Origin of the sequence: Sorangium sp. So ce124 (assembly GCF_051525235.1) — a bacterium.
GTDB classification, from domain to species: Bacteria; Myxococcota_A; Polyangia; order Polyangiales; family Polyangiaceae; genus Sorangium; species Sorangium atrum.
Genome location: NZ_CP150312.1, coordinates 2,215,826 through 2,242,062 on the forward strand (window position 1 = coordinate 2,215,826; position 26,237 = coordinate 2,242,062).

At 71.2% G+C, this 26,237-nt stretch carries 16 protein-coding genes; 7 read left to right on the forward strand and 9 right to left on the reverse strand.

Annotated features, from left to right (window positions below):
• Window positions 1-28: 28 nt before the first annotated feature.
• From WMF19_RS08350 to WMF19_RS08365, 4 genes are all read right to left on the reverse strand, one after another.
• Window positions 29-1,390 carry a DUF1552 domain-containing protein gene (locus WMF19_RS08350; protein WP_437898603.1) on the reverse strand — a complete coding sequence of 454 codons (1,362 nt, stop codon included), beginning with the start codon at window positions 1,388-1,390 and terminating at the stop codon, window positions 29-31.
• Between the two features lie 29 nt (window positions 1,391-1,419).
• Window positions 1,420-2,910: a DUF1592 domain-containing protein gene (locus WMF19_RS08355; RefSeq protein WP_437898604.1), complete on the reverse strand. Its 1,491-nt coding sequence runs from the start codon at window positions 2,908-2,910 to the stop codon at window positions 1,420-1,422.
• 779 nt (window positions 2,911-3,689) lie between these two features.
• Window positions 3,690-5,495, reverse strand: a complete 1,806-nt coding sequence (locus tag WMF19_RS08360) for an adenylate/guanylate cyclase domain-containing protein (RefSeq protein ID WP_437898605.1) — start codon at window positions 5,493-5,495, stop codon at window positions 3,690-3,692.
• A gap of 24 nt (window positions 5,496-5,519) precedes the next feature.
• The gene (locus tag WMF19_RS08365; RefSeq protein WP_437898606.1) at window positions 5,520-7,325 is read right to left on the reverse strand and encodes an OmpA family protein; all 1,806 of its coding nucleotides are present in this window, start codon (window positions 7,323-7,325) and stop codon (window positions 5,520-5,522) included.
• Window positions 7,326-7,480: 155 nt separating this feature from the next.
• Between WMF19_RS08365 and WMF19_RS08370 the strand changes: the two genes are divergently transcribed.
• Together WMF19_RS08370 and WMF19_RS08375 are read left to right on the forward strand one after the other, a co-directional pair.
• Window positions 7,481-9,874: a FecR domain-containing protein gene (locus tag WMF19_RS08370; RefSeq protein ID WP_437898607.1), complete on the forward strand. Its 2,394-nt coding sequence runs from the start codon at window positions 7,481-7,483 to the stop codon at window positions 9,872-9,874.
• Window positions 9,871-11,382, forward strand: a complete 1,512-nt coding sequence (locus tag WMF19_RS08375) for a serine/threonine-protein kinase (protein WP_437898608.1) — start codon at window positions 9,871-9,873, stop codon at window positions 11,380-11,382. Before WMF19_RS08370 ends, WMF19_RS08375 begins: the two co-directional genes overlap by 4 nt.
• A 478-nt stretch (window positions 11,383-11,860) precedes the next feature.
• Here WMF19_RS08375 and WMF19_RS08380 read toward each other — a convergent pair whose 3' ends face one another.
• Both WMF19_RS08380 and WMF19_RS08385 read right to left on the reverse strand, forming a co-directional pair.
• Window positions 11,861-13,135 (reverse strand): IS91 family transposase, encoded by a 1,275-nt coding sequence (locus WMF19_RS08380; protein ID WP_437893383.1) that lies wholly within the window; start codon window positions 13,133-13,135, stop codon window positions 11,861-11,863.
• A 6-nt stretch (window positions 13,136-13,141) separates the two neighbouring features.
• A complete protein-coding gene (locus WMF19_RS08385; protein WP_437893382.1) occupies window positions 13,142-14,005 on the reverse strand; it encodes a tyrosine-type recombinase/integrase in 864 nt (287 codons plus the stop codon).
• Window positions 14,006-14,533: 528 nt separating this feature from the next.
• Between WMF19_RS08385 and WMF19_RS08390 the strand changes: the two genes are divergently transcribed.
• From WMF19_RS08390 to WMF19_RS08410, 5 genes are all read left to right on the forward strand, one after another.
• Window positions 14,534-14,983, forward strand: coding sequence for a hypothetical protein (locus tag WMF19_RS08390; RefSeq protein ID WP_437898609.1), 450 nt, complete (start codon window positions 14,534-14,536; stop codon window positions 14,981-14,983).
• A gap of 845 nt (window positions 14,984-15,828) precedes the next feature.
• Window positions 15,829-16,356, forward strand: a complete 528-nt coding sequence (locus WMF19_RS08395) for a hypothetical protein (protein ID WP_437898610.1) — start codon at window positions 15,829-15,831, stop codon at window positions 16,354-16,356.
• A gap of 200 nt (window positions 16,357-16,556) precedes the next feature.
• Window positions 16,557-18,161: a tyrosine-type recombinase/integrase gene (locus WMF19_RS08400; protein ID WP_437898611.1), complete on the forward strand. Its 1,605-nt coding sequence runs from the start codon at window positions 16,557-16,559 to the stop codon at window positions 18,159-18,161.
• Window positions 18,162-18,419: 258 nt separating this feature from the next.
• Window positions 18,420-19,283, forward strand: a complete 864-nt coding sequence (locus WMF19_RS08405) for a tyrosine-type recombinase/integrase (RefSeq protein WP_437893382.1) — start codon at window positions 18,420-18,422, stop codon at window positions 19,281-19,283.
• Between the two features lie 6 nt (window positions 19,284-19,289).
• Complete coding sequence (locus WMF19_RS08410; RefSeq protein ID WP_437893383.1) at window positions 19,290-20,564, forward strand: IS91 family transposase; 1,275 nt, start codon at window positions 19,290-19,292, stop codon at window positions 20,562-20,564.
• Between the two features lie 954 nt (window positions 20,565-21,518).
• On the opposite strand, the gene WMF19_RS08415 is transcribed toward WMF19_RS08410, so the two are convergent.
• Genes WMF19_RS08415 through WMF19_RS08425 form a run of 3 tightly spaced genes read right to left on the reverse strand, consistent with a single transcriptional unit; the run spans window position 21,519 to window position 26,178 of the window.
• Window positions 21,519-22,571 (reverse strand): hypothetical protein, encoded by a 1,053-nt coding sequence (locus WMF19_RS08415; protein ID WP_437898612.1) that lies wholly within the window; start codon window positions 22,569-22,571, stop codon window positions 21,519-21,521.
• On the reverse strand, window positions 22,568-24,772 hold the full coding sequence (locus WMF19_RS08420) for a hypothetical protein (RefSeq protein ID WP_437898613.1): 2,205 nt from the start codon (window positions 24,770-24,772) through the stop codon (window positions 22,568-22,570). Before WMF19_RS08420 ends, WMF19_RS08415 begins: the two co-directional genes overlap by 4 nt.
• On the reverse strand, window positions 24,769-26,178 hold the full coding sequence (locus WMF19_RS08425) for a hypothetical protein (protein WP_437898614.1): 1,410 nt from the start codon (window positions 26,176-26,178) through the stop codon (window positions 24,769-24,771). Before WMF19_RS08425 ends, WMF19_RS08420 begins: the two co-directional genes overlap by 4 nt.
• Window positions 26,179-26,237: the final 59 nt, after the last annotated feature.

Genomic DNA, 26,237 nt, shown 5'->3' on the forward strand with positions numbered 1-26,237 from the left:
CGCGGGATCGCGGCGCGCGCTGGCGCGGTCAGACCTGGATGCCCGCGAGCGGCGACGTGACCCGCCCCGCGTCGATGCCGATCTCCTTGATCGGCAAGCCCATGATCTGGGCGACCGTCAGGAGCGCCTTGCTCAGGTTGTCGCCGGGGAAGTTGTGGTGCTCGTCGCCGCGCAGCCGCCCTCCGGCTTTCCCCGCGAAGAGTACCGGCCATTCCGTCCTCGTGTGCACCTTGCCCCACGCGGTGTCGGACGTGACGTACACGAGCGAGCTGTCGAGCAGGTTCGAGCTGCCGTGCGGCGTGTTCTTGAGCTTCGTCAAGAACTCGTTCAGGCAGCGCATCGTGTAGATCACGCCCTTGTCGACGCGAGGCTGACTCGATTGGTCCCCGGCATCTCCGTGGCAGATGGTGTCGTGGAAGTCGTCGTTCATGTCCTGCGCGAGGTGCCGGTAGTAGACGTGCGCGGCGGGCAGCGAGAACATGAACGAGAGCACGCGGGTCCTCTCGCACGCGAGCGCGAGCGCCGAGAGCTCGACCATGGCGGCGTTCACGTCGGGGGGCGCCTCGCTCCGCGCATCCTTTCCGGCGGTGGGGGCCGTCGGGCTCTTGCACGCTGACGTCGAACCGCCTCCGGACGACATGGTCTCGAGGCGCTGCTCGATGGCCCGGATCGACTCGAGGTGCTCGTCGATACGATGCCTGTCGGCCGCCCCGAGCCGTTCCTTCAGGCTCGCGCCGTCCTGCAGGATGGAGTCGAGCACGCTCTTCCGGACGTTCGCGATCTTCGTGGCCTGAGCCGCGCCGTCGTCGCTGGGCTCGGGCAAGCCGCTCATGAACAGTCGATTGAACACGGCCTTCGGATCGAACTCCGGGTTGTTGCGCGCGTTCGGCCCCTTGTGCGAGACCGTGTGCAGCGAGTCCTGAGGGCCGTTCGGCGTCGCCGGCGTCACCCCCACCTCGAGGGAGCGGTACGGCGCCCCCGCCGAGATGGCGTCCGCGACGACCTGGTCGATGGAGGCGGCCCGCACGGCGTTCCCGCTGAGCGGCGCGCCGGTCGTGACCCCCGCCGACCCCGAGGGGTGCTCGGCGCCGGATACCACGAGCTTGTTTTCGAGGCCGCTGATCACCGTGAGGTACGACTTGAGGTCCGCGAGGGGCTGGAGCTGCGGGCTGAGGTCCCAGGCCTGACCGGAGCCCGTGCGCGTCGGCTTCCAGCGACCGGGAAGCGTGCCGTTCCCGAAGAACCACGTGACGTAGAGCGGCGAGACCGGGGTCTTCGTCTGCGCGAGCGCCGTGCCGCTCTCGTTCAGCATGATCTCGAGCAGGGGGAGCGGGATCGTGACGGCGGCGCCCGTCGCCAGAATCCCCCGGAGAACAGTTCGTCGGTTCAAGGCTTTGTTCGTCATTGGGGTACCTGCGATCAGGGTTGGGGGGCGACGGACGAGAAAGCGTCGTTGGTCACGACGTCGAGGACCAGCTCGCGCAGCCTGTACCCCGACCCTTCGAACGAGGCGGTCAGCGCGTTGAGCACGCTCGCGTCCACCTTCCTCTCCTCGTGCCCCGCTGCGTACATGTAGTACTTGCGGACGAGGCATTCCGCGACGGAGGCGTCCGCGCTGAGGGTCACGCCGAGCGCGCGCGCGTCGGCCACCGGCTGCCCGTCGAACTCGCCGCTCGGGTCGATCGGCAGGCCGTGGTCGGTGGTGCGGAAGCGGCCGATCGCGTCGAAGGTCTCGAGCGGCAGGCCCAGTGGGTCCATGTACGAGTGGCAGCCTGCGCAGGCGGGCTCGGTCCGGTGGATCTCGAGGCGCTGACGCTTCGTGAGGGGCTTGTCCGCAGGCGGCTCCGGGAGCTCGAGAGCGACGTCGCCCGGGGGCGGCGGGATGGGCGTGCACATGAGGGCGTCACGCATGAACTTGCCGCGCAGGGTGGGAGAGCCCTCCTTCTGGTTCGCGAACTGCGAGAGGAAGCCCGCTTTGCTGAGGATCCCGATGCGCGGGCCGTCCGCGGGCAACGAGCGGATCTCGAAGGCGCCCGAGCCGAGGCCGGCGGTGTCGAGACCGTAGAGCTGGGCGAGGTCGCTGTTGACGACGACCTTTGTGGTCGAGAACAGGTCGAGCGCGCTCGCTTGATCGTCGAACGCGAGGACCTCCCAGGTGCCTCGCATGTCGCGGACCATCGCCGCTTGCAGCGCGGGGTTGTACTCCGGAAAGAGCCCCGAGTCCTTTGCCTGCGTGCCGATCCGATCGAGCCGCATGTACTCCTCGGCGAAGGCGCCGACCGCCTCGCGCCCGGCAGGCGTCTCGAGCAGCCGCGTCGCCGCGGCGCGTATCCCCTCCACCGTTCCGAGCGCCCCGCTCGCGGCCTCGTCGAGCAGCTCCTGGTCCGGCAGGCTGTTCCACAAAAGGAACGCGAGCCGGGACGCCATCTCGTAGCCCGTCAAGCGAAGCGACCCGTCGGCGCTCGGCGCCCCGAGCTCCGGGCGATACAGGAAGTTCGGAGAGGTGAAGAGGGCCACGGTCGCCCAGCGGGCCCCCTCGACGGGGCTCTCGAGCTCGGTCGCGGCCTTCGCGGCGACGGCCGCGAGCCGGTCGAGCTCGGCGGCCTCGAGCGGGCGGCGCCACGCTCGAAGCCCGAGCGTCTGGAGGAAGCCACGCACGCAAGCGTCGTTCTCCGCGCCGCTGGGCGCGCAGCCGATGAACTGGTCCCGCTTCGCGCGATCCGCGAACACCGCGTCGACGGCGCTCTCGATGGCCGCGTGGTACTGCTCGACGCCTCGCTCCGAGGTCACGACGGTCGATGCGCCGATGACCGCAAAATTCCCGTTCCAGCTGTCGGCGTCGAGGTCATTGATATTGACTTCCACGCCGAAGACGTCGCGCACGGCGTTGCGAAATTGCGTTCTCGTCAAACGGCGCAACATCCCGGCCGCGGGCTGGAACGGCGGGGGATCCGCGTCCGTCGGTGATCCGCCGCTGCCGACACCCGAGTCCGTCGGTGATCCGTCGCCTCCGGCAGAGGATGCCCCACCGCCCTTCGTCGTGTCACCCAGCGCGCCCGTGCACGCGGCCGCGAATGCGAGCGCGCAAATGGCGGCGCCTTCTCTTGAGAAACGGAGCTCATGCCAGGACGGCTTCTTCATCTTGCTCTCCGATGACGCGACGGGGTGACCCGGCGGACCGTACCGAGGATTTCTCGACCCCCGTCGAATCGACGAGGTCTGCGGTGTCCTCCGGCGGCTCACCCTCGGTAAGAACACCAAGCACCATCGCTCGGCCATCGCTTTCGCGGCGGTCGGGCGAACGGAGCTCTGGAATCGACAAGAACTCGATTGGATGACGAAGGGCGCGGCGCGCAGGGCGACCCGCTCATGCGCGAAGTAAAAGGATACCCCTTGAACCAAATGTGAACGATCACATGGCCGAGGTCAATGCCAATCGACCGGCCCGTGCCGCTCCGCGAGGCCGAGGGAGGGCAGGGCCGGCGAGCTCCTCCGGATCGCTGCGTCAAGAGGGTGGGCGCCGGCGCCGCGATCGCGCGAGGTGCGCCTTGCTGCGCGGCGTCGATGTCGTCGCTGGAAGTGACGATATTTGTGAACGTTCACAATATGACGGAAGCGGTGCCATCCTTCCGGCAGGGCGGGGGGAAGTCCCACCATGCGCTGGCGGGCGCGGGCGCGCTGGGCCCTCTTCAGTTCGGATCGAGCGCGTACACGGCCGTGGTCGTCTTTCGCCCCGTGAGGTTGCGCTCGCCCAGCGCGCGCAGCGGGAAGGCGTCGCCGGCGAGGTCCCTCGTCGCCGCGGAGACCAGCACCTGGTTCGGCGCCGCGATCGCCTCGAGCCGCGAGGCCACGTTCACCACGTCGCCTATCACGGTGTACTCCATCCGCTTGTCGGAGCCGATGTTGCCGACGATGGCCTCTCCGGAGTTCACGCCCACGCCGAGGCGGACCTCGACGTCGTACCGCTCGCGCCACTCCTCGTTCGCCGTCTCGAGGAAGCGCATCATGTCCTCCGCGGCCGCGAGCGCGCGGCGCGCGTGATCCTCCTGCGCGATCGGGGCGCCCCAGACGGCCATGACGCAGTCGCCGATGAACTTGTCGACCGTGCCCCCGTGCCGGAACACGATCTCGGTGAGCATCGAGAAGAGCTCGTTGAGGAGGGCGACCATCCGCTCGGCGTCGCGCGACTCGGCGAGCGGCGTGAAGCCTACGACGTCGGCGAAGAGCACCGACACGGCCGCCCGCTTGCCGCCGAGGGCGAGCGGGTGCTCGCCCCGCACGATTGCGTCGACGACCGCCCTGTCCATGAACCGGCCGAGATCGCCGCGGAGCTTCGCCTCCCGGGCGATGTCCGCCTCGCCTTGCTCGAGGTCCTGGGCCATGCGGCCGAGCGATGTCGTGAGCTCGCCGATCTCGTCGCGCCGCCCCCGCAGCGCTTCGCCGAGCGCGATCTCGCGCCAGCGCCGGGCGCCGATGAGCCGCGCCTGCGCGACGAGGTGCAGGATCGGGCGCGTCACGTGGCGGGCGGTGACGAGCGCGAGGGCGAGCGCGAGGACGAGCGCGCCCGCGGCGACGGCGAGGCCGCGGCGCCGCATCTCGTCGAGCGCGGCGAAGGCCTCCGGCTCCGGCCGCCAGATCGCGACCGCCCAGCCGAGGTCGGGCACCGTCTCGATGGCGCCGATCATCTGCCGGCCGCCCTCGTCGTGCGGGGCGAGCACGGTGATCCTGTCGTTCAACCCCGCGCCCGGGGGGAGGTTGCGCCAGATCGGCAAGGACGAGGCGTCGCTGCCCGGCGCGACACCGGGCACCCCGAACGCCGCGATCGCCCGGCGGTCGTGGCCCGCGATGAGCAGGCGCACGGCGCGGCCCCCGAAGCGGCGCCCGGCGATCACCTCGAGGTCGCGTCCGAGCATGTCGAGCGCCACCTCGGCGACCACGTAGCCGGCCGGGCCGCCCGGGGGAGGCGGCGCCGCGGCGCCTGCGCCTGCGCCCGGCGCGGCGCCAGCGTCGCCGGCGGGCCGCACGCGGGCCACGAGGAGGCCGCGGGCCGGCCCGATCACGCCGAAGCCGACGCCGCGCTCGTCGGCGAGCCGGCGCAGCGCAGCCGGCGCCGCGGGCACGTCCGCGTCGGACGACGCCTTGCGGATCAAGGTGCTGATCCCCGCGTCGGGCACCTCGAGCCGCACCGCGTCGATGAGCGCGCGCGTCGCGACGAGGGCGCGCACCGAGGCGACAGCGTCCTCGTCCCGGATGGCGCCGCTCGCGGCGTGGCCGAAGATGGCCGCCGCGGCGACGGCATCGCTCTCGACATCCCGGACGAGCTGGATCGAGGCCGAGGCCACCTCGGAGAGGATCGACGCCTGCAAGCTCTCCTCGGAGGTCCGCACGGCGCGCTGGTTCACGTCCGTGAGGAGCGTCACGGCGACGGCCACGGGGACGAGCGCGATCGCCGTGAAGAGCGCGATCGCCTTCGTCTTGAGCGAGAACGCCCTCACGCGGAGGCCTCCGCGGGCGACGCGTCATTCAAGAGGGCCGTCCCTCCAGCCGGCCGCGCCCTCGTCGGTGCGCTTGCGGATCTGGAACTCCACCCTGCGGTTTTTGGCCCGGCCGTCTCGGGTGCGGTTGTCGGCGAGGGGGCGGCGCGCGCCGAAGCCGCGCGCTTCGAGGCGGCGGGCGTCGATGCCGTGCGCGGTCAGCCACGCGACGACGGCGAGCGCGCGGCGCTGCGAGAGGCTCAGGTTCGCCTGGGCGGAGCCCTGGTTGTCCGTGTGGCCGTCGACCGCGACCCGGGCGATCTCGGGGTGCTCCTCGAGGACGGCCGCGACCTCGGAGAGCAGCTCGAAGCTCTCCGGCTCGATCTCGGCCCTGCCCGTCCGGAACTGGACCTGCTGCAGGATCACGATCTGCGAGCCCTCGATGCGCACGGCGAACGGGCAGCCGTGCGTCGCGCGATCCTCGCTCGGCTTGCCGCGCTCGTAGGGGCAGGCGTCCTCGGCGTTCGGGATGCCGTCGCCGTCCGTATCCGCAGGGCACCCGTGCTTCGACGCCGGTTGGGACCCCGCGTTCGCGGGGGCTGCGGACGTGGGCCCGGATCCCGCGCCGCCCGGTCCCGCGTCGGCGGCCGCGCTGCTGACCCCCGGCACGTCCGGGCAGCGATCGTCGACATCGTAGATCCCGTCGTCGTCCCGGTCCGGCGGGCAGCCGCGGCGGAACGCCGGTCGGGCACCCGCCGCCGCGGCCGGCGGGCGCGCCTCGCCGATGACCCGGGGGCAGGCGTCCTCCGCGTCGGGGACCGAGTCCCCGTCGAAGTCGGCGGCCGGAGGCGCAGCCCGCGCCGCGCCGCGAGCGCCCTTCGTCGCGGCGGACGCGCCGGCGATGGCCGCGGGGGCGGCGGCGGGGGGCGCCGACGGAACGACGTCCGCCGCGATGCCGAGCGCCGCGAAGAAGCGCGCCTTCGGTATGCCGGGCAGCCGCCCGAAGCCGGGGCCCGCGCCCGCGTCGAGCGTGAGGGGGCCGAGCGACCAGCGCGCGGTGAGGAGGAGCTCGGCCCCCGCGCGGCCCGGGACCGCGAGCGCCGAACCCTCACCGGCGGCGGCCCAGACGGAGAGCTCCGACCCGAGCTGCAGCGGGCCTTTGCTGACGCCGGCGCCCGCGGCGAAGAGGACCTCGCTGCCCGTCAGGCTGTCCGACGAGGTCTTCTGGAACCGGCCCCCCGCCGAGGCCGACCAGCGGAAGCCCGGGTGCTCGGCCCCCACGATCACCCGCGGAGCATAACGCACGGCGCCCGCGCCGGCGAACGCCGCCTCGTCTCCCGTCGGCAGCCAAACGGAGAGCCCGAGCGCCGCCGCCGGCCGGAGCCCCTCCTGCGGCAGCAGCGTCACCCTTCCTCCCGCCTGCAGATCGGCGAGCGTGGCGCCGCCCGCGGGCGCCGTGACGCGGATGCCCCCGAGCGCGCCGGACGCGCCGCCCTGCTCCAGCACGAACGGCGCGTCGAGATCGAGCTTGATCCGGCGCAGGAGCTCGACGCTCGCGAGCGCGTGGAGGATCGCCTGCCGGCCCACCCACGTTACCGAGCCGGCAGGCGCGGTCCCGCGCAGGCTGAGCGGTTGATGAGAATAGGAGAACAGAAGTCCGACCGCGGGCCGGAGCTCCCCCGATACGCCGGCAGAAGGGACAGTGGATAGCCCGTCGCCCGCGGGCGCGGGAGCGAGCCTGTCGAGCGCTGTGGCCTCCTGCGCTGCGGCCGGCATGGAAGCCGTGGCCGCGGCGACGAGCAGCGGGGAGGCCAGGAGGGGCGCGATGACGCGCGCCGACCAATACGCCATCGGTCTGCTCGTATCCTATTGCCTGGTCCCTTGCAACGCCGATCTCGATCCGGTAGCGTGCCACCGGCGTGGCACCGTCAAATGGCCAGTCTGTCGCTATCGCGGTGCTCCTCGGCTGCGCCAGCCACGCTGCGATCCACGTTGGATCCGTCGGCGTGGCGAGCGCCGGAGAGCCGACGCCCGGATATCCGGAGGCGGTCATTCAATGGGGCGTGCAGGCGGGAGAGACGTGCGACGACATCGCGGCGGTCCTCTACGGCTCGTCCAAGCATGCAGCGCTGATCCAGCGGTACAACCGCGTCGCGTGCGGCCCGGGCACGACGCTCGCCGAGGGGCTCACGCTGGTCCTCCCGGCCGAGGTGACGTCGATCCCCGACGCGAAGCTCCGGTCGATGCACCCGGACGTGCGCGCGCGCCCGGCCGGCGGCGCCTGGTCGCCCGCGGCTCAGGGGATGCCGCTGCTCACGAACTCGAGCGTCAACACGCTGGATGAGGGGAGGGCAGATATCGAGTTTGTGGACCGGACTCGGGTGCTCCTCGCGCCGAATACGCTCGTCGTCATCTACGGCACGGCGAGCCGAGCGCGGGTATCGAAGACGCCGCCCGCGGCCGTCGAGCTCGCGGACGGCGAGGTGAAGGCCGCGCTCGCCGCGCTGCGGGGACAGTCGGTCGAGGTCGCCGCGAGCGGGGGCGGCCGCGTGAGCGCGTCGTCGCGCGACACGGTGGTGCAGCGGCGCGGGGAGCGGACGACGGTCGCGGTGTTCGACGGCAAGGCGGGCGTCACGTCGGGCGGCCTCTCCGTCGTGGTCCCGAAGGACCACGGCACCCGGTTCGTTGGCAAGGCGCCGCCCGCGCGCCCGCGCCCGCTGCCGGCGCCTGTCGAGTGGACGACCGCGGACGCCGCGCAGATCGCGCTCGCCCCGGAGGGGCTCGGCGTCCTGTCGGCGTCGTGGAAGCCGGCGCCGGCCGCGGCCGGTTATCGCGTCGAGATCGCGCGCGACGCGGAGTTCAACGATCTCATCGCCCGCGAGGAGGTGAAGCCGGACGTCCTGTCGTTCCGCGCGGAGAAGATGCCGGCCGGCGCCTATTTCCTCCGGGTCCGGGTCGTCGATCGCGAGGAGTACCTCGGCGTGGGCGCGGTGCGCAGGTTCCACCTCGTCGCCGCGCGGGCCGCCGGGGGCGTCGTGCCGGGGGCGCAGGAGATCACCGCGAACCCGTACGGGATCATCGAGCTCACGCCGTCTCCCGCGCTCGAGCTCTCGCTCGACGACGGCCCGTTCGGCCCCGTCCCCGAGCGCATCGATCTGCTCCAGCGCGCCCCGCGCGCGCTCCGGCTGCGCGAGCGGGGCAGCGCCGCGGCGGAGCGTGGGAGCGACGCGGCCACGTCGCTCCCGGTCCGGTACACGAAGGTGGGCGCGGTGGTCTCGGCCTCGCGCGCGTCGTCGTCGTCGACGACGACGACGACGACGCCGGGCGGGCCGGCGCTCGAGGCCCGGGTCGAGCTCGAGGGGCTCGCCGGGGTCGACGTAGGACGGCGGGTGGCGCCGCGGCTCGTCGCCCACCTGCCGGGGGGGGTGCGCTCCGTCGCGCTCGCCGGCGGCGATCGCGGCGGCGCCCTGACGGCGCGGATCCCGCTGCCCCGGGAGGCGCTGCGCCCCGGCGAGCCGCTGCGCGTCCGGCTCGACGTCGCCGACGGCCGCGGCGGCGTGATCGCGACGAGCGACGCCGAGCTGCCCGCCGCGCCGGAGGCGCCGCGAGCCGCGCCTCCGCCTGCGCCCCCGGCCGCGCCCGTGCTGGGCGCGTACCTCCCGCTCCTCCCGATGTCCGGGGTGGCCGACGGGCTCTGGCTCGCGCCGACGCCGCCCTCGGTCGCCGCTGTCGGCGCGGCCGCGGCGCGCTCCGGGGGCGGCTGGGTCGCCGCGGGGCAAGTGCGCGCGAGCGGCGCGATCGGCCCGCTGGGCCTCGACGTCGCGCTCCGCTCGAACCCGGCCGGTGAGGGCGACGGCGCGGGCGTGGGCAGCACCGGCTGGTTCGGCGCGCGCCTGCGCGTCCTGCGCCTCGGGCGCTCGGAGCTCGAGCTCGGCCCCACGCTCCGCCTGGGCGTGCCCATGGCCGACGGGAGCCCGCCTGTCCGCATCGAGCCCGGGATCGCGCTCGGCGGCGCCGCGGGCCGGTTCACGTGGGTCGCGGATGCCGGGGCCCGCATCCGCGCCTCGGGCGACGGCGCGGCGGTGGGCGCGGGCGACGGCGCTGCGGCGGGCGACGGCGCGGCGGGCGGGGAGCCGGCCACGCCGGACGTGCAGGGCTTCCTGCTGGCGGGGGCGACGGCGGATCCGGCGCCGTGGCTCCGGCTGCACGGCGCGCTGGATCTGCACCTCGTCCACCGGGAGGTCAGGGCGGACGACGTGCTTGGCGGGTTGTCGGCGGGCGTGGAGGCGGGCGGCGCGCTCTTCGGGGCGCTGTCGGTGCGGGTGAGCCCGTGGCGCGACGAGGGCGAGGGCCTGGTGATGGGGCAGATCGCGGTGGGCTTCCGCGAGGCGCCGCCGTGAGCGCGGGCGACGGCGAGCGCCCGCCGCCGGCCGGGGACCCGGACCGCACCGTGCTGAAGGGCCAACGGGCGCCGGACGGGCGGGCGCCCGCGCCTCGACCGGGCGCCGACCCCTTTGCAGCCGCGGAGACGCTCGCCTCGGATGATCCCGGCGAGGGCGCGCGGCAGCGGACGCGCGTCGGGCGGGTCCTTGGCGGGAAGTACAACCTCGTGCGGCTCCTCGGCGCGGGCGGGATGGGGGAGGTCTACGAGGCGGAGCACGTGCTCCTCGGCGTTCCGGTCGCGGTGAAGACGATGCACCCGCACGTCGCGATCCTCCCCGAGAGCCGGCGGAGGTTCTTCCGCGAGGCGCGCGCCGCGTCGCGGCTGGTGCACCGGAACGTGGTCAAGGTGCTCGACCTCGGGGGCGACGAGGACGGCGGCGACGGCTCGATCTACCTCGTGATGGAGCTGCTCAAGGGGCAGTCGCTCGGCGCGCTGCTCCGGGCGTCGCGCGAGCTGCTGCCGCTCGCGGAGGTCGCGGCCCTGTTCGCGGACATCCTCGACGGCGTGGGCGCCGCGCACGCGAGCGGCATCGTCCACCGCGACCTCAAGCCGGAGAACGTTCTGCTCGCCGAGCAGGACGGGGAGCGCGTCGCCAAGGTCGTCGACTTCGGCCTTGCGCACCTCGACGACCCGCTCGACGCCGGGCCGACGCTCACCTCGAAGGACATGGTCGCGGGCACGCCGGAGTACATGAGCCCGGAGCAGTGCCGCTCGCTCGCGGTGGGCCCGAGCACCGATCTGTACGCGTGCGGCTGCATCCTCACGGCGCTGCTCCAGGGAGCGCCGCCGTTCGTCGGCCTCCCTGCGGTCGAGCTCATGGCGATGCACATGTTCTCGATCCCGCCGCCGCTGCGGCGGCCGCCCGGGGCTCCGCCGGTCCCGCCGCTCCTGGAGCGGCTCCGGCTGGATCTGCTGGCGAAGCTGCCGGAGAAGCGCCCGGAGAGCGCCGCGGCGGCGCGGTCGCGGCTCGACGAGGCGATGTCGCGGGAGGCCGAGGCGCGGCGGCTGCCCGCGCGCAAGGCGGGCGCGCCGCTCGGCGACCGGGCGGAGCGGGCGCAGGCCTGGCCGGAGGGCGAGACGGCGGAGCTCGCGCCCGTGCCGGAGCGGACCGTCGCGCTGCTCCGGCTGACGCCGGCGGGGCAGGGGCTCAGCGAGGCGTGCGAGATCGGGCTCGACGCGCAGGGGATCCACCTCGCCGAGGTGCCGGACGCCGCAGCGCTGATCGAGGCGGGGCTGGGCGTGGCGGTGATCGACGCCGGCGCCGACGTGGAGGGCGCGTGCGCGCTGCTCGAGGTGATCGGCCGCGCGGCGCCTGGCGTGCGCGCCGTCGTGTGCGCTGCCGGGCTCTCCTCGGACCGAATGAACGCGCTCGTCGCGGCGGGCGCCGCCGACGTGGCGCGTTATCCGGTCGCCCCGGACGCGCTGTCCCGAAAGATCGCGCGGGTGGTGCGCCGGGGGCGCTGATCCGCGGGGCGGAAATCCCGCCAGGATTTCTGCGACGACGAGGCGGAGGCGGACGAAAGATCAATAATTTCAATATGTTCTGTCTGATCCGCAGCCGGATCGCTCGCCGACGTGGCCCAACGCGGGCCCAATGAATAGGCGTTTGCGGGACTGCGCCTGAGCAGCAGCGGCGGCGAGGTCCCGGCGCAGTCCCGCAAACGTCGGGTTGGACCGGGCCGGTTCGCGGCCGGGCGAGGCGGTCGCGAGGCCTATGGAGATCCTGCCCGAGAAGGCAGCAGAGGGCGGGCGTGGCGGGGCTCGCACGCGTGGTGCATCCCGCCGCCACGACGTTGGGCGCAGACGTGCCGAGGCAGAGCGCGGCGCCGACGGAGGCCCAGAAGCACGCACGCCGCCGACGTGGACGGCGCAGAAGGCGGATCGATCCCTGACCGCCGCGCAACGGAGGTGGTGTTGTTGCTCCTGCCCAGGCCAGCAATGCTCATGACGTGTCCGGAGGGGCAGCGGAAGAGGCGACGACGCACGACGGCAGCGGGCGGCGAGCCATCGCAGCCTGACCGCAGCGAGGACAGATGGACAGGTCGATCCCCGTGAGCTCGGCGAGCAGCGTGCACCAGTCGACCTTGACGACGTGGCGCGCAGAGGGCTCGTGCTCGTGAGAGCTGGCTTCCCGGTGCTCATCTCCCCCGACAGCGCACTGCCCTGCGTCTCGCGCCGCCAGGATCCTCGTGCGTGCCACCTCGAGCGTGGTGGTGGCGTGACACGCAGCCATCAAGCCGAAGTGTCGGATCTTCACGAAGCGATGAGGCAGCACGTGCAGCAGGAAGCGACGCAGAAACTCCTCTGCGGAGAGCGTCACGGTCTTGTCTCCGCGGGTCCGGAAGCACACGCCGCGCTCATCCATCCACCGCAGCCGGTGATTGGACAGCCCGACACGGTGGGTATAGCGACCGAGGTAAGCAAAGACCTGCTCGGGCCCAGCGAAGGGCGGCTTGGCGTACACCACCCAGGGTTTGCGGTAGAGCGCGCCGAGCAGCGCAGCGAAGGCAGCGGGGTTGGCCAGCGCGGCGGCCTCGCCGGTCAGGTCGAGCTCTCCTTGATCATAGGCCTGCCGGAGCGCGGCGAGCAACTTGCCACGGAAGAGCTTGCCGAGGACCTGCACAGGGAAGAGGTAGCCGCGCCGCCCCTCGATCCAGCGCGAGCCGTCGAGCGAGAGCCCACCGCCCGTGACGATGCAGTGCAGGTGCGGATGGAAGCTGAGATTGCGGCTCCAGGTGTGCAGCACGGCGGTGACACCGATGTCGGCGCCGAGCCGCCTGGGATCGCGGCCGAGCGTGAGCAGGGTCTGCGAGCCGCACTGGAAGAGCAGATCGAAGACCGTCTGCGGGTTGACGAGCGCCAGCGGGCGCAGCTCAGCCGGGAGCGTGAAGACGACGTGGAAGTAGTGCGTCGGCAGGATGCGCTGCTGCCGCTCGGCGATCCACCTGGCCTGGCTGAGGCTCTGGCACTTGGGACAGTGGCGGTTGCGGCAGGAGTTGTACGAGGGCTGCTCGTGGCCGCAGCTCGTGCACACGTCGACATGGCCGCCCAGCACCGCGGTCCTGCACGCGGCGATGTCGCGTAGGACCTTGCGCTGGGCGGCGGAGACGGCGTGGGCGCGCAGGTAGGCCTCGCCGTGGGCGCGGACGATATCCGCGACCTCGAGACGAGGCCTACCCGTCGCCGCGGGCCGCGGCGCCAGGCGATGCGGGTGCACGCGACCTCAGCCGAGCTTCTTCTTGGCCTCCTGGGTGCCGAGCACCTCGACCGGGCTGCGGGTGCGACCGACGTGAGCCTGGCTGACGCGGACGTAGCGGACGGTGGTGCGGATGGAGCGATGGCCGAGCAGGGCCTGGATGACGCGGATGTCGGTGCCGAGCTCGAGCAGGTGGGTGGCGAAGCTGTGCCGCAGCACGTGCGGGGTGACGCGCTTGTGCAGCTTGCAGCGCCTCGCCGCCTCGCGCAGCGCGTTGCGCACCGCCTCGTGCGAGATGACCGAGCCCTGCTTGCGACCCGGGAACAGCTCCGGTCCAGCGGGTCTCTCCGCCCGCCAGTAGATGCGCAGCGCGGTCAGCACGGGGGCGCTGAGCATCACGTACCGATCACGCCCGAGCTTGCCATTGCGGACGTGGATGAGGTTGCGCTTGCTGTCGACGTCCTCGACCCGCAGCGAGCAGACCTCATCGATCCGCAGACCGGCGCCGTACGCCGTCAGGACGATCGTGCGCTGCTTGACCGAGCCGATCGCGTTGAGCAGCGCCTCGACCTCGGTGCCGCTGAGGACCGGCGGCAGCTTCTGGGGTACCTTCGGCCAGGGGATCGCGACGGCGACCTCCGGACGCCCGAGCGTGGTGGCGTAGAGGAACTTGATCGCCGCCACGTACTGGTGCTGGGTCGCCTCCGCGATCTTTCGCTGCTCGGCGAGGTAGAGCAAAAACGCGCGCACCTCGTCGAGACCCATCTGCTGCGGCGGCTTGCGGTGGTAGGCTACGAAGGCCCGTGCGCAGCGGAGGTAATTGTCGCACGTCGACGGCTTGTATCGCCGCAGCTTCAGGTCTTCGGCCATTCGATCGCGGAGCTGTCCCATCGCTGCCCTCCTGGTGGACGCGGCGCCCGGGCAGGGGCGTCGCGAACGGCAGGGTGGGCAGGGAATGAGGCGGCGGGCGGCCAGTCCTGCGCGGCGCCGGGCTCTTTTTTCGCAATAAATACTGGCAAAATCCGCGCTGCGGCAGCAATGCCTGCCGTGACAACCGCAGCGAAGACAAGGATCCGAGCCGCGGCAGGAAACCGCGGCTCGGTATCCGCAATGCTTAACGGAGCAGGGCCCGCAGCAGCTTCTTGAGCCTCACGCCGAGCTCCTGCACCTCGTCCGCATCGCGCTCGCGGTCGCAGCAGTCATCGCGGTCGACCTCAGCAGGCACAGGAGCTGCCGCGAAGCGGCTTGGTCCAACTACCGTTTCGTGCCCCTTCCGGCGGCGTCGGTCACGGTTGCGAACGAACCCAACACGGATGGAGGTACATCATGACACGAGCGGCTCTCGCCCGTGTATCGGCACCCCTTGCGCTTCGTCAGGTGGAACACGGCACATGCGTGGTCGAGAGGACATTCCCGGACGTGCCTGCCCGAGGATCGTGCCCCCCGAGGGGGCTTGCCCATCCCATCACAGCGACGGCGACGCTCGCGATCCCGCTGGACGGGCTCACGCTCACAGCGCCGCACCCGGAGATGCTCTCGCAGAAGAACGTCGAGTCGGTCACCGGGATCCCGGCACGCGTCTTCCTCGACACGATCCGCGGGCCGGGCTTCCCGCTGCCGGTCACGAGGCTCGGCAAGCTGCGCCTCGTCCAGCGCGAAGCATTCGTCGCCTACCTCCAGGCGCTGGCTGGTGACCCAGCGTCGCGCCGTGACGCAGACGGGGATGAGCAAACGCGCGTTGCCGCCGTGCTGGCGGCTGCTGGCCTGGAGCCCATCCCGTGCGCACGCACCGGCCGAGCGGTGGCGCCTCCACACGGCGCAGGCGATGGCAGGCTGCGGCGGACGCGTGGTGGGCTCGTCCGGCGTTGAAAATGCCGCGCGAGCCCGTCGTCGGACCCCCAGGAACCCGGAGACGACCCATGATTCATCTCGCCCAGCGAAGGCGGGCGCGTGCCAAGCGCTCGCCTTCGCTCCCTGCTGCGTCCCTCCCCGCGCCGTCGTCCGCCGAACCGGCGGGTGCGCTCGAGCCGCTGCGGCGGGGGCCCGTCGTTGTGCTGGGAGACTGCTGCACCCGACGCGGCCTCGCCGAGCCGGCGAGCTTGGCGGAATGCTGGAAGCCGGACGCTCGCGGTGCCCGCAAACCAACGACAGCGATGCGCGCCAACGGCGTGGGCTCCGTCCGGCTGCGCGGGAACACCTGGACCGCCAGTCTGCCGGCGTACTGGACCGAGGACGAAACCAACCCGCGGCTGGAGGTGCTCGCCGAGCGCGCCGGGCGCTTGGAGGCCGCCCGAGTTCGTCGCCGACGAGGAGCGCCCCACGACGGACACCGCACGGAATTGACGCAGTTCCGTTGGCAGCGTGTGCCGATCGGCGATGGCGACGACGCGATGCCGCCGATGGCCCTTACCGCCACGGCACGGCCGCGCCCACGATCGCAGCCGGTCTCAGCGCACGCCGCGGCGCGACCTCCCCAGACGGTGCCGGCCGGTCGCTCCGAGATACCAAATGACGCCCTTCGCTCCCCCCATCTTCCGGCCCCTCTTCGGCGCCTTCCAGAACATCTAACCTCGCGACACGACGCGGTGTTTTCTTAAACGCGCACAGAGGGTATCTCGCAGTGAGATACCGTCGGCTCCGAGATACCTTTTCGGGCACCTTCTGGCGGCGTCGGTCACGGTTGCGCACGAACCCAACACAGATGGAGGTACAGCATGACACGAGCGGCTCTCGCCCGTGTATCGGCACCGCTTGCTTTTCGTCAGGCCGGCAGCGGCGTGCGCGCCAGCTACAAAGAGAGCCCGGAGCTTTCCCCCGGCGGATGGTCCAGCCCGAAGGTGATCGACCAGACAGGGACGGCGACGGCAACCGCAACGCTCGCGATCCCCCTGGATGGGCTGACGATTACGGCGCCGCCGCCGGAGATGCTCTCACAGAAGAACGTCGAGTCGGTAACCGGCATCCCCGCGCGCGTCTTCCTCGACACGATCCGCGCGCCGGGCTTTCCCCTGCTGATCACGAAACTCGGCAAGTTGCGCTTGGTCCAGCGCGAGGCGTTCGTGGCCTACCTGCGGGCGCTGGCCAGTGAGCCGGCCTCGCGTCGCACGACAGAGGCGGATGAGCGCACGCGGGTTGCCGCCGTGCTGGCCTCCGCCGGTCTCGAATCTGTCCCATGCCCGCGCACCGACCGGGCGAGCGCTCCTCCCGCAGCAACAAGCCGTGCTAGGCTGCCGCCGAAGTAGAGCGGGCCCGCTCGGCGCTGGAACGCCGGACGGGCCCTTGATCGACCCCCGCGTTCACCGGAGACCGACCCATGACCGACGTACCCCAGCGACGGGTGCGCGCCAAGCGCTCGGCGTCGTCCCCCGCCTCATCCCTCCCTGCACCGGCATCGACTGATCGGCGTCTGCGTTCGAGCCGCTCCGCCGGACGTGCCACTCCGGTGGAGGAAGCAGCGGCGGTCGCCGCAGACTCGCCGGGTTCGGCGAGCACGACGGAGCACCCGAAGCTGGCCGCCCGCGCCCCTGGCAGCCCAGCAGGAGACAAGCGCGCCAACGGCTCCGGGTCCGTCCGGCTGCGCGGGAAGACGTGGACCGCGCGCCTCAGCCTCGGCGAGGCCGGTCGATCCACGTTCAGCTTGCCGACATGCCGGACCGAGCAGGAAGCCAACGCGCGCTTGGAGGTGCTGGCCGACCTCGCCGGGCGCCTGCTCGCAGCCGGCCAGATCGTTCTCGGCTTGCCGCTGCTGGAGCGGGCTGCGGCGCGCGAGGGCAGCGCGCTCCGCGACGTCCGGCTTGCCATCGAGCAGCTCTGCAGGGGCGAAGCGCGTGCTCGCGCGTCCGGGGAAACAACCTTCGCTGAGTTCGCCGAGTTGGTTGTGTCTGGAAGGCTCGCCGAGCAATACCCACTGCATGTGAAAGCGCTTCGCCATCCGGAACAATACCGGCATAAGCTGAATCATGTTCTAGCGGTGCTCGGCCCCGTTCCTCTCCCTCGTTTGACGCTCGATCATGCGGACCGAGCGATCTCCATGCTGCCAGGACATCTTGAGGACTCCTCGCGTCAAGGAGTCGCAAAGGTCATTCATCGGATACTCGCGCTCGCGACCTATCCGGCGCGCATCATCGCCAGCAATCCGCTGCCGCGTGGATGGATCCCCAAGGCGGAGGACAACAAGGCCAAAGGCTCCCTCTATCCCGACGAGGATAGGCGCCTCATGGCGGCGGTGAATATTCCGCTGTCCTATCGGATCTATTATGGCTTCCTGATTCGCGAGGGAATGCGGGCAGACGAGGCCGGAAGGCTGGAGCCGTCCGACCTCGATCTCGAGCGCGGCGCCGTGGTGCTCGACGAGAACAAGACGGATGACCCACGCGCGTGGGCACTCTCCCCCGACGTCGTGCGCGCGCTTCGGACCTATTTCGCTATATGTCCTCCGAAGGAGCGTGTCTTCATTGGGCCGAGCGGGCCTCTGCCGTGGCGCAGTGGGGCGCATAACTTTCGAAATCACCTGCGCCGTGCTGGCATCGATCGGCCCGAGCTGTTCGAGACCACGCAGTCGCGGCTGAATATACGCTTGCATGACACCCGTGCGACTTTCATTACAATCAAGCTCGCGAACTGCCGCACGGAGACGTGGATCTCTGATCGGACCGGGCATAAGTCGAGCCGCCAGATCCACCACTACAAGCGCGCGGCGCGCAAGGTCGCTGAGCTCGGCTTGGGGGACTTCGCGCCTCTGGACGAGGCGATCCCCGAGCTGAACGGCAAGGGCGGCCCTTTAGGTGGAGGTGCTCCCACGTCCGCGGGACTGGAGGCGGGCTCGCCGTCGCCGAGCAACGGCGCATCCCTTGTCCGCGCGCTGCACCACCGAGCGCCGGGCGCGGTCGTTGACCACGCCAGCCAGCCCGCAGCGGGCGCCCCGGTGGCTGCAGGCGGCCCGTTGGACCAAGCCGCTTCGCGGCAGCTCCTGTGCCTGCTGAGGTCGACCGCGATGACTGCTGCGACCGCGAGCGCGATGCGGACGAGGTGCAGGAGCTCGGCGTGAGGCTCAAGAAGCTGCTGCGGGCCCTGCTCCGTTAAGCATTGCGGATACCGAGCCGCGGTTTCCTGCCGCGGCTCGGATCCTTGTCTTCGCTGCGGTTGTCACGGCAGGCATTGCTGCCGCAGCGCGGATTTTGCCAGTATTTATTGCGAAAAAAGAGCCCGGCGCCGCGCAGGACTGGCCGCCCGCCGCCTCATTCCCTGCCCACCCTGCCGTTCGCGACGCCCCTGCCCGGGCGCCGCGTCCACCAGGAGGGCAGCGATGGGACAGCTCCGCGATCGAATGGCCGAAGACCTGAAGCTGCGGCGATACAAGCCGTCGACGTGCGACAATTACCTCCGCTGCGCACGGGCCTTCGTAGCCTACCACCGCAAGCCGCCGCAGCAGATGGGTCTCGACGAGGTGCGCGCGTTTTTGCTCTACCTCGCCGAGCAGCGAAAGATCGCGGAGGCGACCCAGCACCAGTACGTGGCGGCGATCAAGTTCCTCTACGCCACCACGCTCGGGCGTCCGGAGGTCGCCGTCGCGATCCCCTGGCCGAAGGTACCCCAGAAGCTGCCGCCGGTCCTCAGCGGCACCGAGGTCGAGGCGCTGCTCAACGCGATCGGCTCGGTCAAGCAGCGCACGATCGTCCTGACGGCGTACGGCGCCGGTCTGCGGATCGATGAGGTCTGCTCGCTGCGGGTCGAGGACGTCGACAGCAAGCGCAACCTCATCCACGTCCGCAATGGCAAGCTCGGGCGTGATCGGTACGTGATGCTCAGCGCCCCCGTGCTGACCGCGCTGCGCATCTACTGGCGGGCGGAGAGACCCGCTGGACCGGAGCTGTTCCCGGGTCGCAAGCAGGGCTCGGTCATCTCGCACGAGGCGGTGCGCAACGCGCTGCGCGAGGCGGCGAGGCGCTGCAAGCTGCACAAGCGCGTCACCCCGCACGTGCTGCGGCACAGCTTCGCCACCCACCTGCTCGAGCTCGGCACCGACATCCGCGTCATCCAGGCCCTGCTCGGCCATCGCTCCATCCGCACCACCGTCCGCTACGTCCGCGTCAGCCAGGCTCACGTCGGTCGCACCCGCAGCCCGGTCGAGGTGCTCGGCACCCAGGAGGCCAAGAAGAAGCTCGGCTGAGGTCGCGTGCACCCGCATCGCCTGGCGCCGCGGCCCGCGGCGACGGGTAGGCCTCGTCTCGAGGTCGCGGATATCGTCCGCGCCCACGGCGAGGCCTACCTGCGCGCCCACGCCGTCTCCGCCGCCCAGCGCAAGGTCCTACGCGACATCGCCGCGTGCAGGACCGCGGTGCTGGGCGGCCATGTCGACGTGTGCACGAGCTGCGGCCACGAGCAGCCCTCGTACAACTCCTGCCGCAACCGCCACTGTCCCAAGTGCCAGAGCCTCAGCCAGGCCAGGTGGATCGCCGAGCGGCAGCAGCGCATCCTGCCGACGCACTACTTCCACGTCGTCTTCACGCTCCCGGCTGAGCTGCGCCCGCTGGCGCTCGTCAACCCGCAGACGGTCTTCGATCTGCTCTTCCAGTGCGGCTCGCAGACCCTGCTCACGCTCGGCCGCGATCCCAGGCGGCTCGGCGCCGACATCGGTGTCACCGCCGTGCTGCACACCTGGAGCCGCAATCTCAGCTTCCATCCGCACCTGCACTGCATCGTCACGGGCGGTGGGCTCTCGCTCGACGGCTCGCGCTGGATCGAGGGGCGGCGCGGCTACCTCTTCCCTGTGCAGGTCCTCGGCAAGCTCTTCCGTGGCAAGTTGCTCGCCGCGCTCCGGCAGGCCTATGATCAAGGAGAGCTCGACCTGACCGGCGAGGCCGCCGCGCTGGCCAACCCCGCTGCCTTCGCTGCGCTGCTCGGCGCGCTCTACCGCAAACCCTGGGTGGTGTACGCCAAGCCGCCCTTCGCTGGGCCCGAGCAGGTCTTTGCTTACCTCGGTCGCTATACCCACCGTGTCGGGCTGTCCAATCACCGGCTGCGGTGGATGGATGAGCGCGGCGTGTGCTTCCGGACCCGCGGAGACAAGACCGTGACGCTCTCCGCAGAGGAGTTTCTGCGTCGCTTCCTGCTGCACGTGCTGCCTCATCGCTTCGTGAAGATCCGACACTTCGGCTTGATGGCTGCGTGTCACGCCACCACCACGCTCGAGGTGGCACGCACGAGGATCCTGGCGGCGCGAGACGCAGGGCAGTGCGCTGTCGGGGGAGATGAGCACCGGGAAGCCAGCTCTCACGAGCACGAGCCCTCTGCGCGCCACGTCGTCAAGGTCGACTGGTGCACGCTGCTCGCCGAGCTCACGGGGATCGACCTGTCCATCTGTCCTCGCTGCGGTCAGGCTGCGATGGCTCGCCGCCCGCTGCCGTCGTGCGTCGTCGCCTCTTCCGCTGCCCCTCCGGACACGTCATGAGCATTGCTGGCCTGGGCAGGAGCAACAACACCACCTCCGTTGCGCGGCGGTCAGGGATCGATCCGCCTTCTGCGCCGTCCACGTCGGCGGCGTGCGTGCTTCTGGGCCTCCGTCGGCGCCGCGCTCTGCCTCGGCACGTCTGCGCCCAACGTCGTGGCGGCGGGATGCACCACGCGTGCGAGCCCCGCCACGCCCGCCCTCTGCTGCCTTCTCGGGCAGGATCTCCATAGGCCTCGCGACCGCCTCGCCCGGCCGCGAACCGGCCCGGTCCAACCCGACGTTTGCGGGACTGCGCCGGGACCTCGCCGCCGCTGCTGCTCAGGCGCAGTCCCGCAAACGCCTATTCATTCTGCGCTCCCGGTAGTTCGCCGCGAACTACCGGGCTACGCGCCCGGAAAGAACATCAAGCGATGTCGCGGGGTTAGGTGTTTTTGGAAGCGTCGCTGAGGGGCCGAAAAACGGGGAAAATGAAGGGCTCGATTTGGTAGTTCTGCGCGCCCCCTCAGCGACGCGCGCGGAGGTGACACCGAGGGGGCCCAAGGTAGGCACACCGCGCAGAACGCGACCCAGGCGCACCGGGCGAGCGGGTTCGACCGGTCCACCTTCGCCTCCGAAGCCCCACGCCCCCGTGCCGGCTACCGTGGCAATGATGCCGTCGGGCGCCACACGACGGACGCTGTGATTGCCCCCATCGGCGATGTAGACGCTGCCGTCGAGCCCCACCGCGATGCTGAACGGACTCGTCGATGTGGCCAGCGTGGCGGGGGCCGCCGTCACCGGAGAACGGCTCCGAGAGAGCGGATGCCCACCCCCGGCCCGTGCTCGGCGCTCCGCGCCTGCGCGCGGTCCGCCCCTCCCTATTCGCACGCTCCGCGCGCTCAGGGAGGGGTCTGCCGTCTGGCTCGTACGACGTGGGTGCGAAGTCCGGAGATGGGAGAGCGTGCACGACCTGCGTCAGGACATCAGGCCGAGCACGAAGAGGGCGTCGGACCAGAGAGGCCAGAGCGAGCGGTACGGGTGGGTCGCGAGCACCACGCCGCCGCTCGAAAGGCGGCGCACGCGGAATGGGGCGTGCTCTTCGAGGAAGCGGACGTGCCTGCGCGTGGTCGTGTCCACCCGCGAGGTGGGGAGGCCTTTGATCTCCTCGATCTGCTCTGTCAGGTCCAAAATCTCTCTCGCGCGCGGCGCGGCGGCGCGCCACGCATCGTCGGGCACCGCCGATGCTTCGAGCGCGTCGAGCAACGCGGAAGGCGGTGCTGCCAGCGCCTTGAGGACGGTCTCGCGGGAGAGCGAACGCGCGTGCTCGCTGTCACCTTTCATGGCGACGCGCGCACCGGCCGGCGCGGCTTCCACCCGTGCGCGGAGCGCATCGAGCGACATGCCTGCGGCGCGCTTGATCTTGCCCTTGTCGTGGAGTTGCACCCATGACAGGGCGAGATCGCGCGCGAGTTCCGCGGCGTTCGCGTTGTACGTGGCGCACATGTCGACCGGCGCGACCCAGTCCCAAGCGTTCGTGCACGCGCCGGTCGGGATCCGTCCGCTGGCGTCTGGCGCGTAGAAGCGGAGCAGGAGGTCCTCGAGGTCGTCCTCAATCACGAGCCACGCCACCGCAGCCTCGGTCTCGATCGAGCGTGCGCCCTTGCCCAAGACGAGATCGAGTTCAGGACTGAGAAAATCCGACTTGTCGCACACCCGCAAGACGAGGGGGCCGAAGGGAGAGTCACGTTCGCATTCTTCCGTGTAGCACGCGATGCCGAAGCAGACGGCGCGCTCGGGGTGGCGCAGCGTGACACCGAAAGATAGGTCCGCGTTGATCCATCCGGAGAAGTGGGCGCGGACCGTCGCGACCGCCTCGTCGATGGAGTGCGTTTTTTGCCAGATGTCGTTGTCCATCGCCACGCGGATGAGGTCTCCCGGGATCACCAGCGCCGACAGCGCTGCCGCGAGCGCGTCGACCCGGTTCGCCTCGTCGCACCACGCGTAGAACATAGGGCCTGCTTCGCTCATAGCCGGATCACCATGATGACCTTGTTGTCCACGGTGACGGGCTTGCCCGTGCGCAGGTTGACCATGTAGCCGTCCCGCACGCCGATGTTCCGGTTATTGAATTTCGCCCCCTGCTCCATGATGACCTCCAAGCGGGCAACGTCGCCATCGAGCCCCCACTTCGTCTTCAGCGTTTCCATCGCGTTCGTCAACTGCTCGATCACGTCCTTGACGCTCACCTCGTGCCCGCCTTTTGCCTCGCTGAGAATCAGCTCGTTCCCTCCGCGTAATGAGACGAAGTCCGGCGCCTTCCCCTCGATGGTATGAGGGGGTGACTCCTTCGGAATGTCGAGCACCCTGCGCACGCCGTCGTCCCCGACCCCGATGAGCGCTCTTCCGTCGTCCACCAGGAACTTGGCCGCTTTCTTCTCGAAGATGTTCACCGCCTTGGTCGTGATTGCCCCGGGGAGGTTCTTGTACCCCCGGACGCGGTTCGTTTTCACGATCTTGGCGAACACCTCCTCGATCTCGGCGATCTCCCCGGCCACCCGGATCGCCGCCGGCCGCAGCCCGCTGCTGATCTTGACCGCGCGCCACATCGGCCCGACCGCGCCGAGCCCGAACCCCATCCCCGAGAAGATCCGCTCCTCGTCGCTCAGCTCCTGCCCCGACGGCAGGCACCACGCCTTGCCCGTCACGGCCTCGCACAGGTCGAGCGCCGGCCCCACCACCGGCACGAAGCCGACCCCGATGCGCGTCGTCGCGTGCACCAGCGTCTGCATCACCTCCGCGTACGCCTTGAACCCCTCGGCGACCGTCGACATCGCCCCCGCGAACGCGCTGATCGTCTGGTAGAGCTGCGTCTGCTCCAGATCGAACCCGTCCCCTGTCCACAGGTTGAGGTTGTCCTTCATCTGGTCCGCGAGCGCGTCGAACCGCGGCTTCAGCACCGTGTCCACCTGCACCCGCAGATCCGGCAGGATCGGCGAGTCCTCGAACCAGTCCGACGCATCCATGAACTGCCGCACGAACCCGGTGATCCGGTTCTGCGCCTTCAGGAACGCGTTGGTCTCCGCGAGCGACACCCCCATCCGGTCGCGCAGCGCGATCTCCAGCGCCGCGCTGTTCGCCCTCCACGCCCGCACGTTCGCCACGAAGTCCGCCCGGAGGACCACCACCCGGCCGCTGACATCCGCCTCCAGCGCAGCGAGCACCGCGTCCGCGTACGCCGCGTAGGGATCCCGCCCCTCCTCGAACGCCCCGTCGACCCCCGCGACGTTCGGCACCTCGACCCACGGCACCTCGCTCTCCCCGAGCGCGTACGTTTGCGGGTCGTCCGGATCCCACCCCTCGGCGCGCGCGTCTTCCGTCGCCAGGTCGGCCACCTCGTCCGCCTGCGCGCCGAAATCGTCCATCAGCCGCGCGACCTCGTCCTCGAGATCGCTGACGCTCTTCTTCAGGTCGTCGACGAGCTGCTCCATCGCCGCTCGCGTCTCCGGCGCGACCGCGTCCTTGTACCGATCCAGGATCGCCTCGAGGTCGGTCCGCGAGATCTCGTCCAGCGGCCGGCTGACCAGGTCCTTCAGCTCGGTGTCCAGCTGCTGTAGCAGGTCCATCTTCTCCGCCAGCAGGCCCACCGCCCGTGCGTTCGCCACGAGCGCCGCGCGCTCCTTGGCGATCTCGGCCAGCAGGATCTCGATGTCGCGCGCCAGCGCCGGGTTGATCTCCGCGAGGCTCAGGTCGAGGGTCGTGGCGCCGGAGAACGCCACCCCGCGGTGCCGGACGTCGAAGAGCGGCTTGTTCAGCCCGAGCGGTTCCGAGACGAGGTGCACCACCTCGCGCGCGTCGACGCACGTGTTGTCGCCGCCCTTCCTGGTGACGTGGAAATGGAAGTCGTTCATGCCCATCACGAGCAGCACCGAATCGAACGCCGCCTCCATCCGGTTGCTCTCCGAGCCGTCGGCGTTGAACACGAACTCGCCCGGGACCTCGTAGGTGGGGAGCGGCGTCTGGTTCACGTGGAAGTAAGGCGCTCCGGGGTCGTCGAGCTCGGGCGTCAAGCACCTCGTGTTGAACGAGGTGGTGACCCAGTCGAGGCTGTACGGCGTACCGGCCCACGCGAACGACGGCGCCAGCACCGCCAGCGCCGTGACCAGCGCGACGAGCCTCTGGAACACCGCGGCGCTCCGGCCGCGCAGCGCAACGTCCTTGGAGCCTCTCATGTCCCCTCCGCGCCGCGCACGGCGGCGTCATACGCGATCGCGGCGCCCTTCACGTCCCCCGCGTCGAGCCTCGCCTGAGCCGCGTCGAGCTCCGCCGCGGCCATGCCCTTCTCCCGCAGCGCCGCGAGGCCCGCCGCGATCTTCTGCGGCACCCCCGTCCTGAGCTCGGCCTCCGCGGCGTCGAACCTTCCTCGAAGCTCCGCGCACCCGGCCTCGCGCCAGGACGACCCCGCCGCCTCGCAGAGCGGTCGCAGCTGCGCCAGCGCCAGGAGCTCCCCGCACCGCTCGGCCAAGAGCGGCAGCCCGAGCTTCTCGCTCACCGGCGCCGCCGCCGACAGCGCTGCGACCTGCGCGCGCGCACGCTGCTCGAAGGCGTCCGACGCCTTGCGGGTCCGCGCCCCTGCGACGGCCTCGCGTGCCCCCTCGTCCATCTGCAGCACGCGGAGCGCCTGCCGGCGCAGCGCGATGCCGCCGAGCAGCGCCGCCGCGGTCGCGTCGCTCCGGGCGACGCGACCCTTCACATAACCCAGCATCGCATTCAGCGAGCGCAGCGCGCCCGACGTCATGTCCGGCAGCACCGCGCCGTGCGTCGCGAGCAGCTCCCTGTGCGGCGCCATTGCCTCGTCGAACGAGGCCGCGAAGACCTGGAGCGTCGCCGACCACCTCAGGATCTCCGCGGTGAGCTCGCCGGGCGAGCGGCTCGCCTCGCGCGCCGTCGCGAGCACCGCCTGCTCCACGCCGTCGAGGCCGTCGATGTCCGACCGCGACGCCTGCGCCGAGAGCTCCGCGTACGCCGCCGTCTCCGCCGCCTCGGTCGCGCGGTACGCGGCGAAGCGCGCCGCGACGCCCGCGTATTTCGATCGCAGCGGCGCGACGTCGCTCCGGGCCTGGTCGAAGACCGCCTGCACGGCCGCCATGGCCTGCCTGTCGGCCGCGAGCGCGGCGGCGAGCGGCTCCCGCTCGGCGCTGGCCTTGTCGATCATTGCTTTCTTGAAGTTGCCCGGGGCGTCGACCGGCGCCTCCGCGAGCAGCACCCTCTGGCGGTCCCTCGCCTCGTCGAGCAGCCGCGCGAGCTTGCCCGCGAGCGTCGCCCGCAGGGACTCGGCGTTCCTCGCGTCGTCGCGCACGTACGCGATCGCCTCGTCGATGTGGCCGAACCAGACGCCGAGCGAGTAATCGCTTGCGACGATCTCCTCCGGCGTCTTGTTGTTCGGCCAGGTGGCCCACAGCTCGATGGGCAGAGCGCCGTCCGTCTCGGCCTGGGCCCACGCGGCGCCCGGCCCCTGATTCTCGCCCACGCAGTGCTCCTCGCCACCCACCGCCGCCGCGCAGAAGCTCCCGAACGTGTCGTCCCCGAACTTCCACAAGCACCCGGCCCCTGCCGCGCCGAGCGCCAGGGCGGCCACAGCGACCGCAAGGATCGTTCTCCGTCGCCTCGGTCTGGATCTTTCGCCCATGCTCATTG

Coding starts and splice junctions, on each gene's coding strand:
- WMF19_RS08365 (WP_437898606.1), bottom strand. CDS start 7,325: ATGGCGTATTGGTCGGCGCGCGTCATCGCGCCCCTCCTGGCCTCCCCG.
- WMF19_RS08385 (WP_437893382.1), bottom strand. CDS start 14,005: ATGGGACAGCTCCGCGATCGAATGGCCGAAGACCTGAAGCTGCGGCGA.
- WMF19_RS08395 (WP_437898610.1), top strand. CDS start 15,829: ATGACACGAGCGGCTCTCGCCCGTGTATCGGCACCGCTTGCTTTTCGT.
- WMF19_RS08405 (WP_437893382.1), top strand. CDS start 18,420: ATGGGACAGCTCCGCGATCGAATGGCCGAAGACCTGAAGCTGCGGCGA.
- WMF19_RS08415 (WP_437898612.1), bottom strand. CDS start 22,571: ATGAGCGAAGCAGGCCCTATGTTCTACGCGTGGTGCGACGAGGCGAAC.
- WMF19_RS08420 (WP_437898613.1), bottom strand. CDS start 24,772: ATGAGAGGCTCCAAGGACGTTGCGCTGCGCGGCCGGAGCGCCGCGGTG.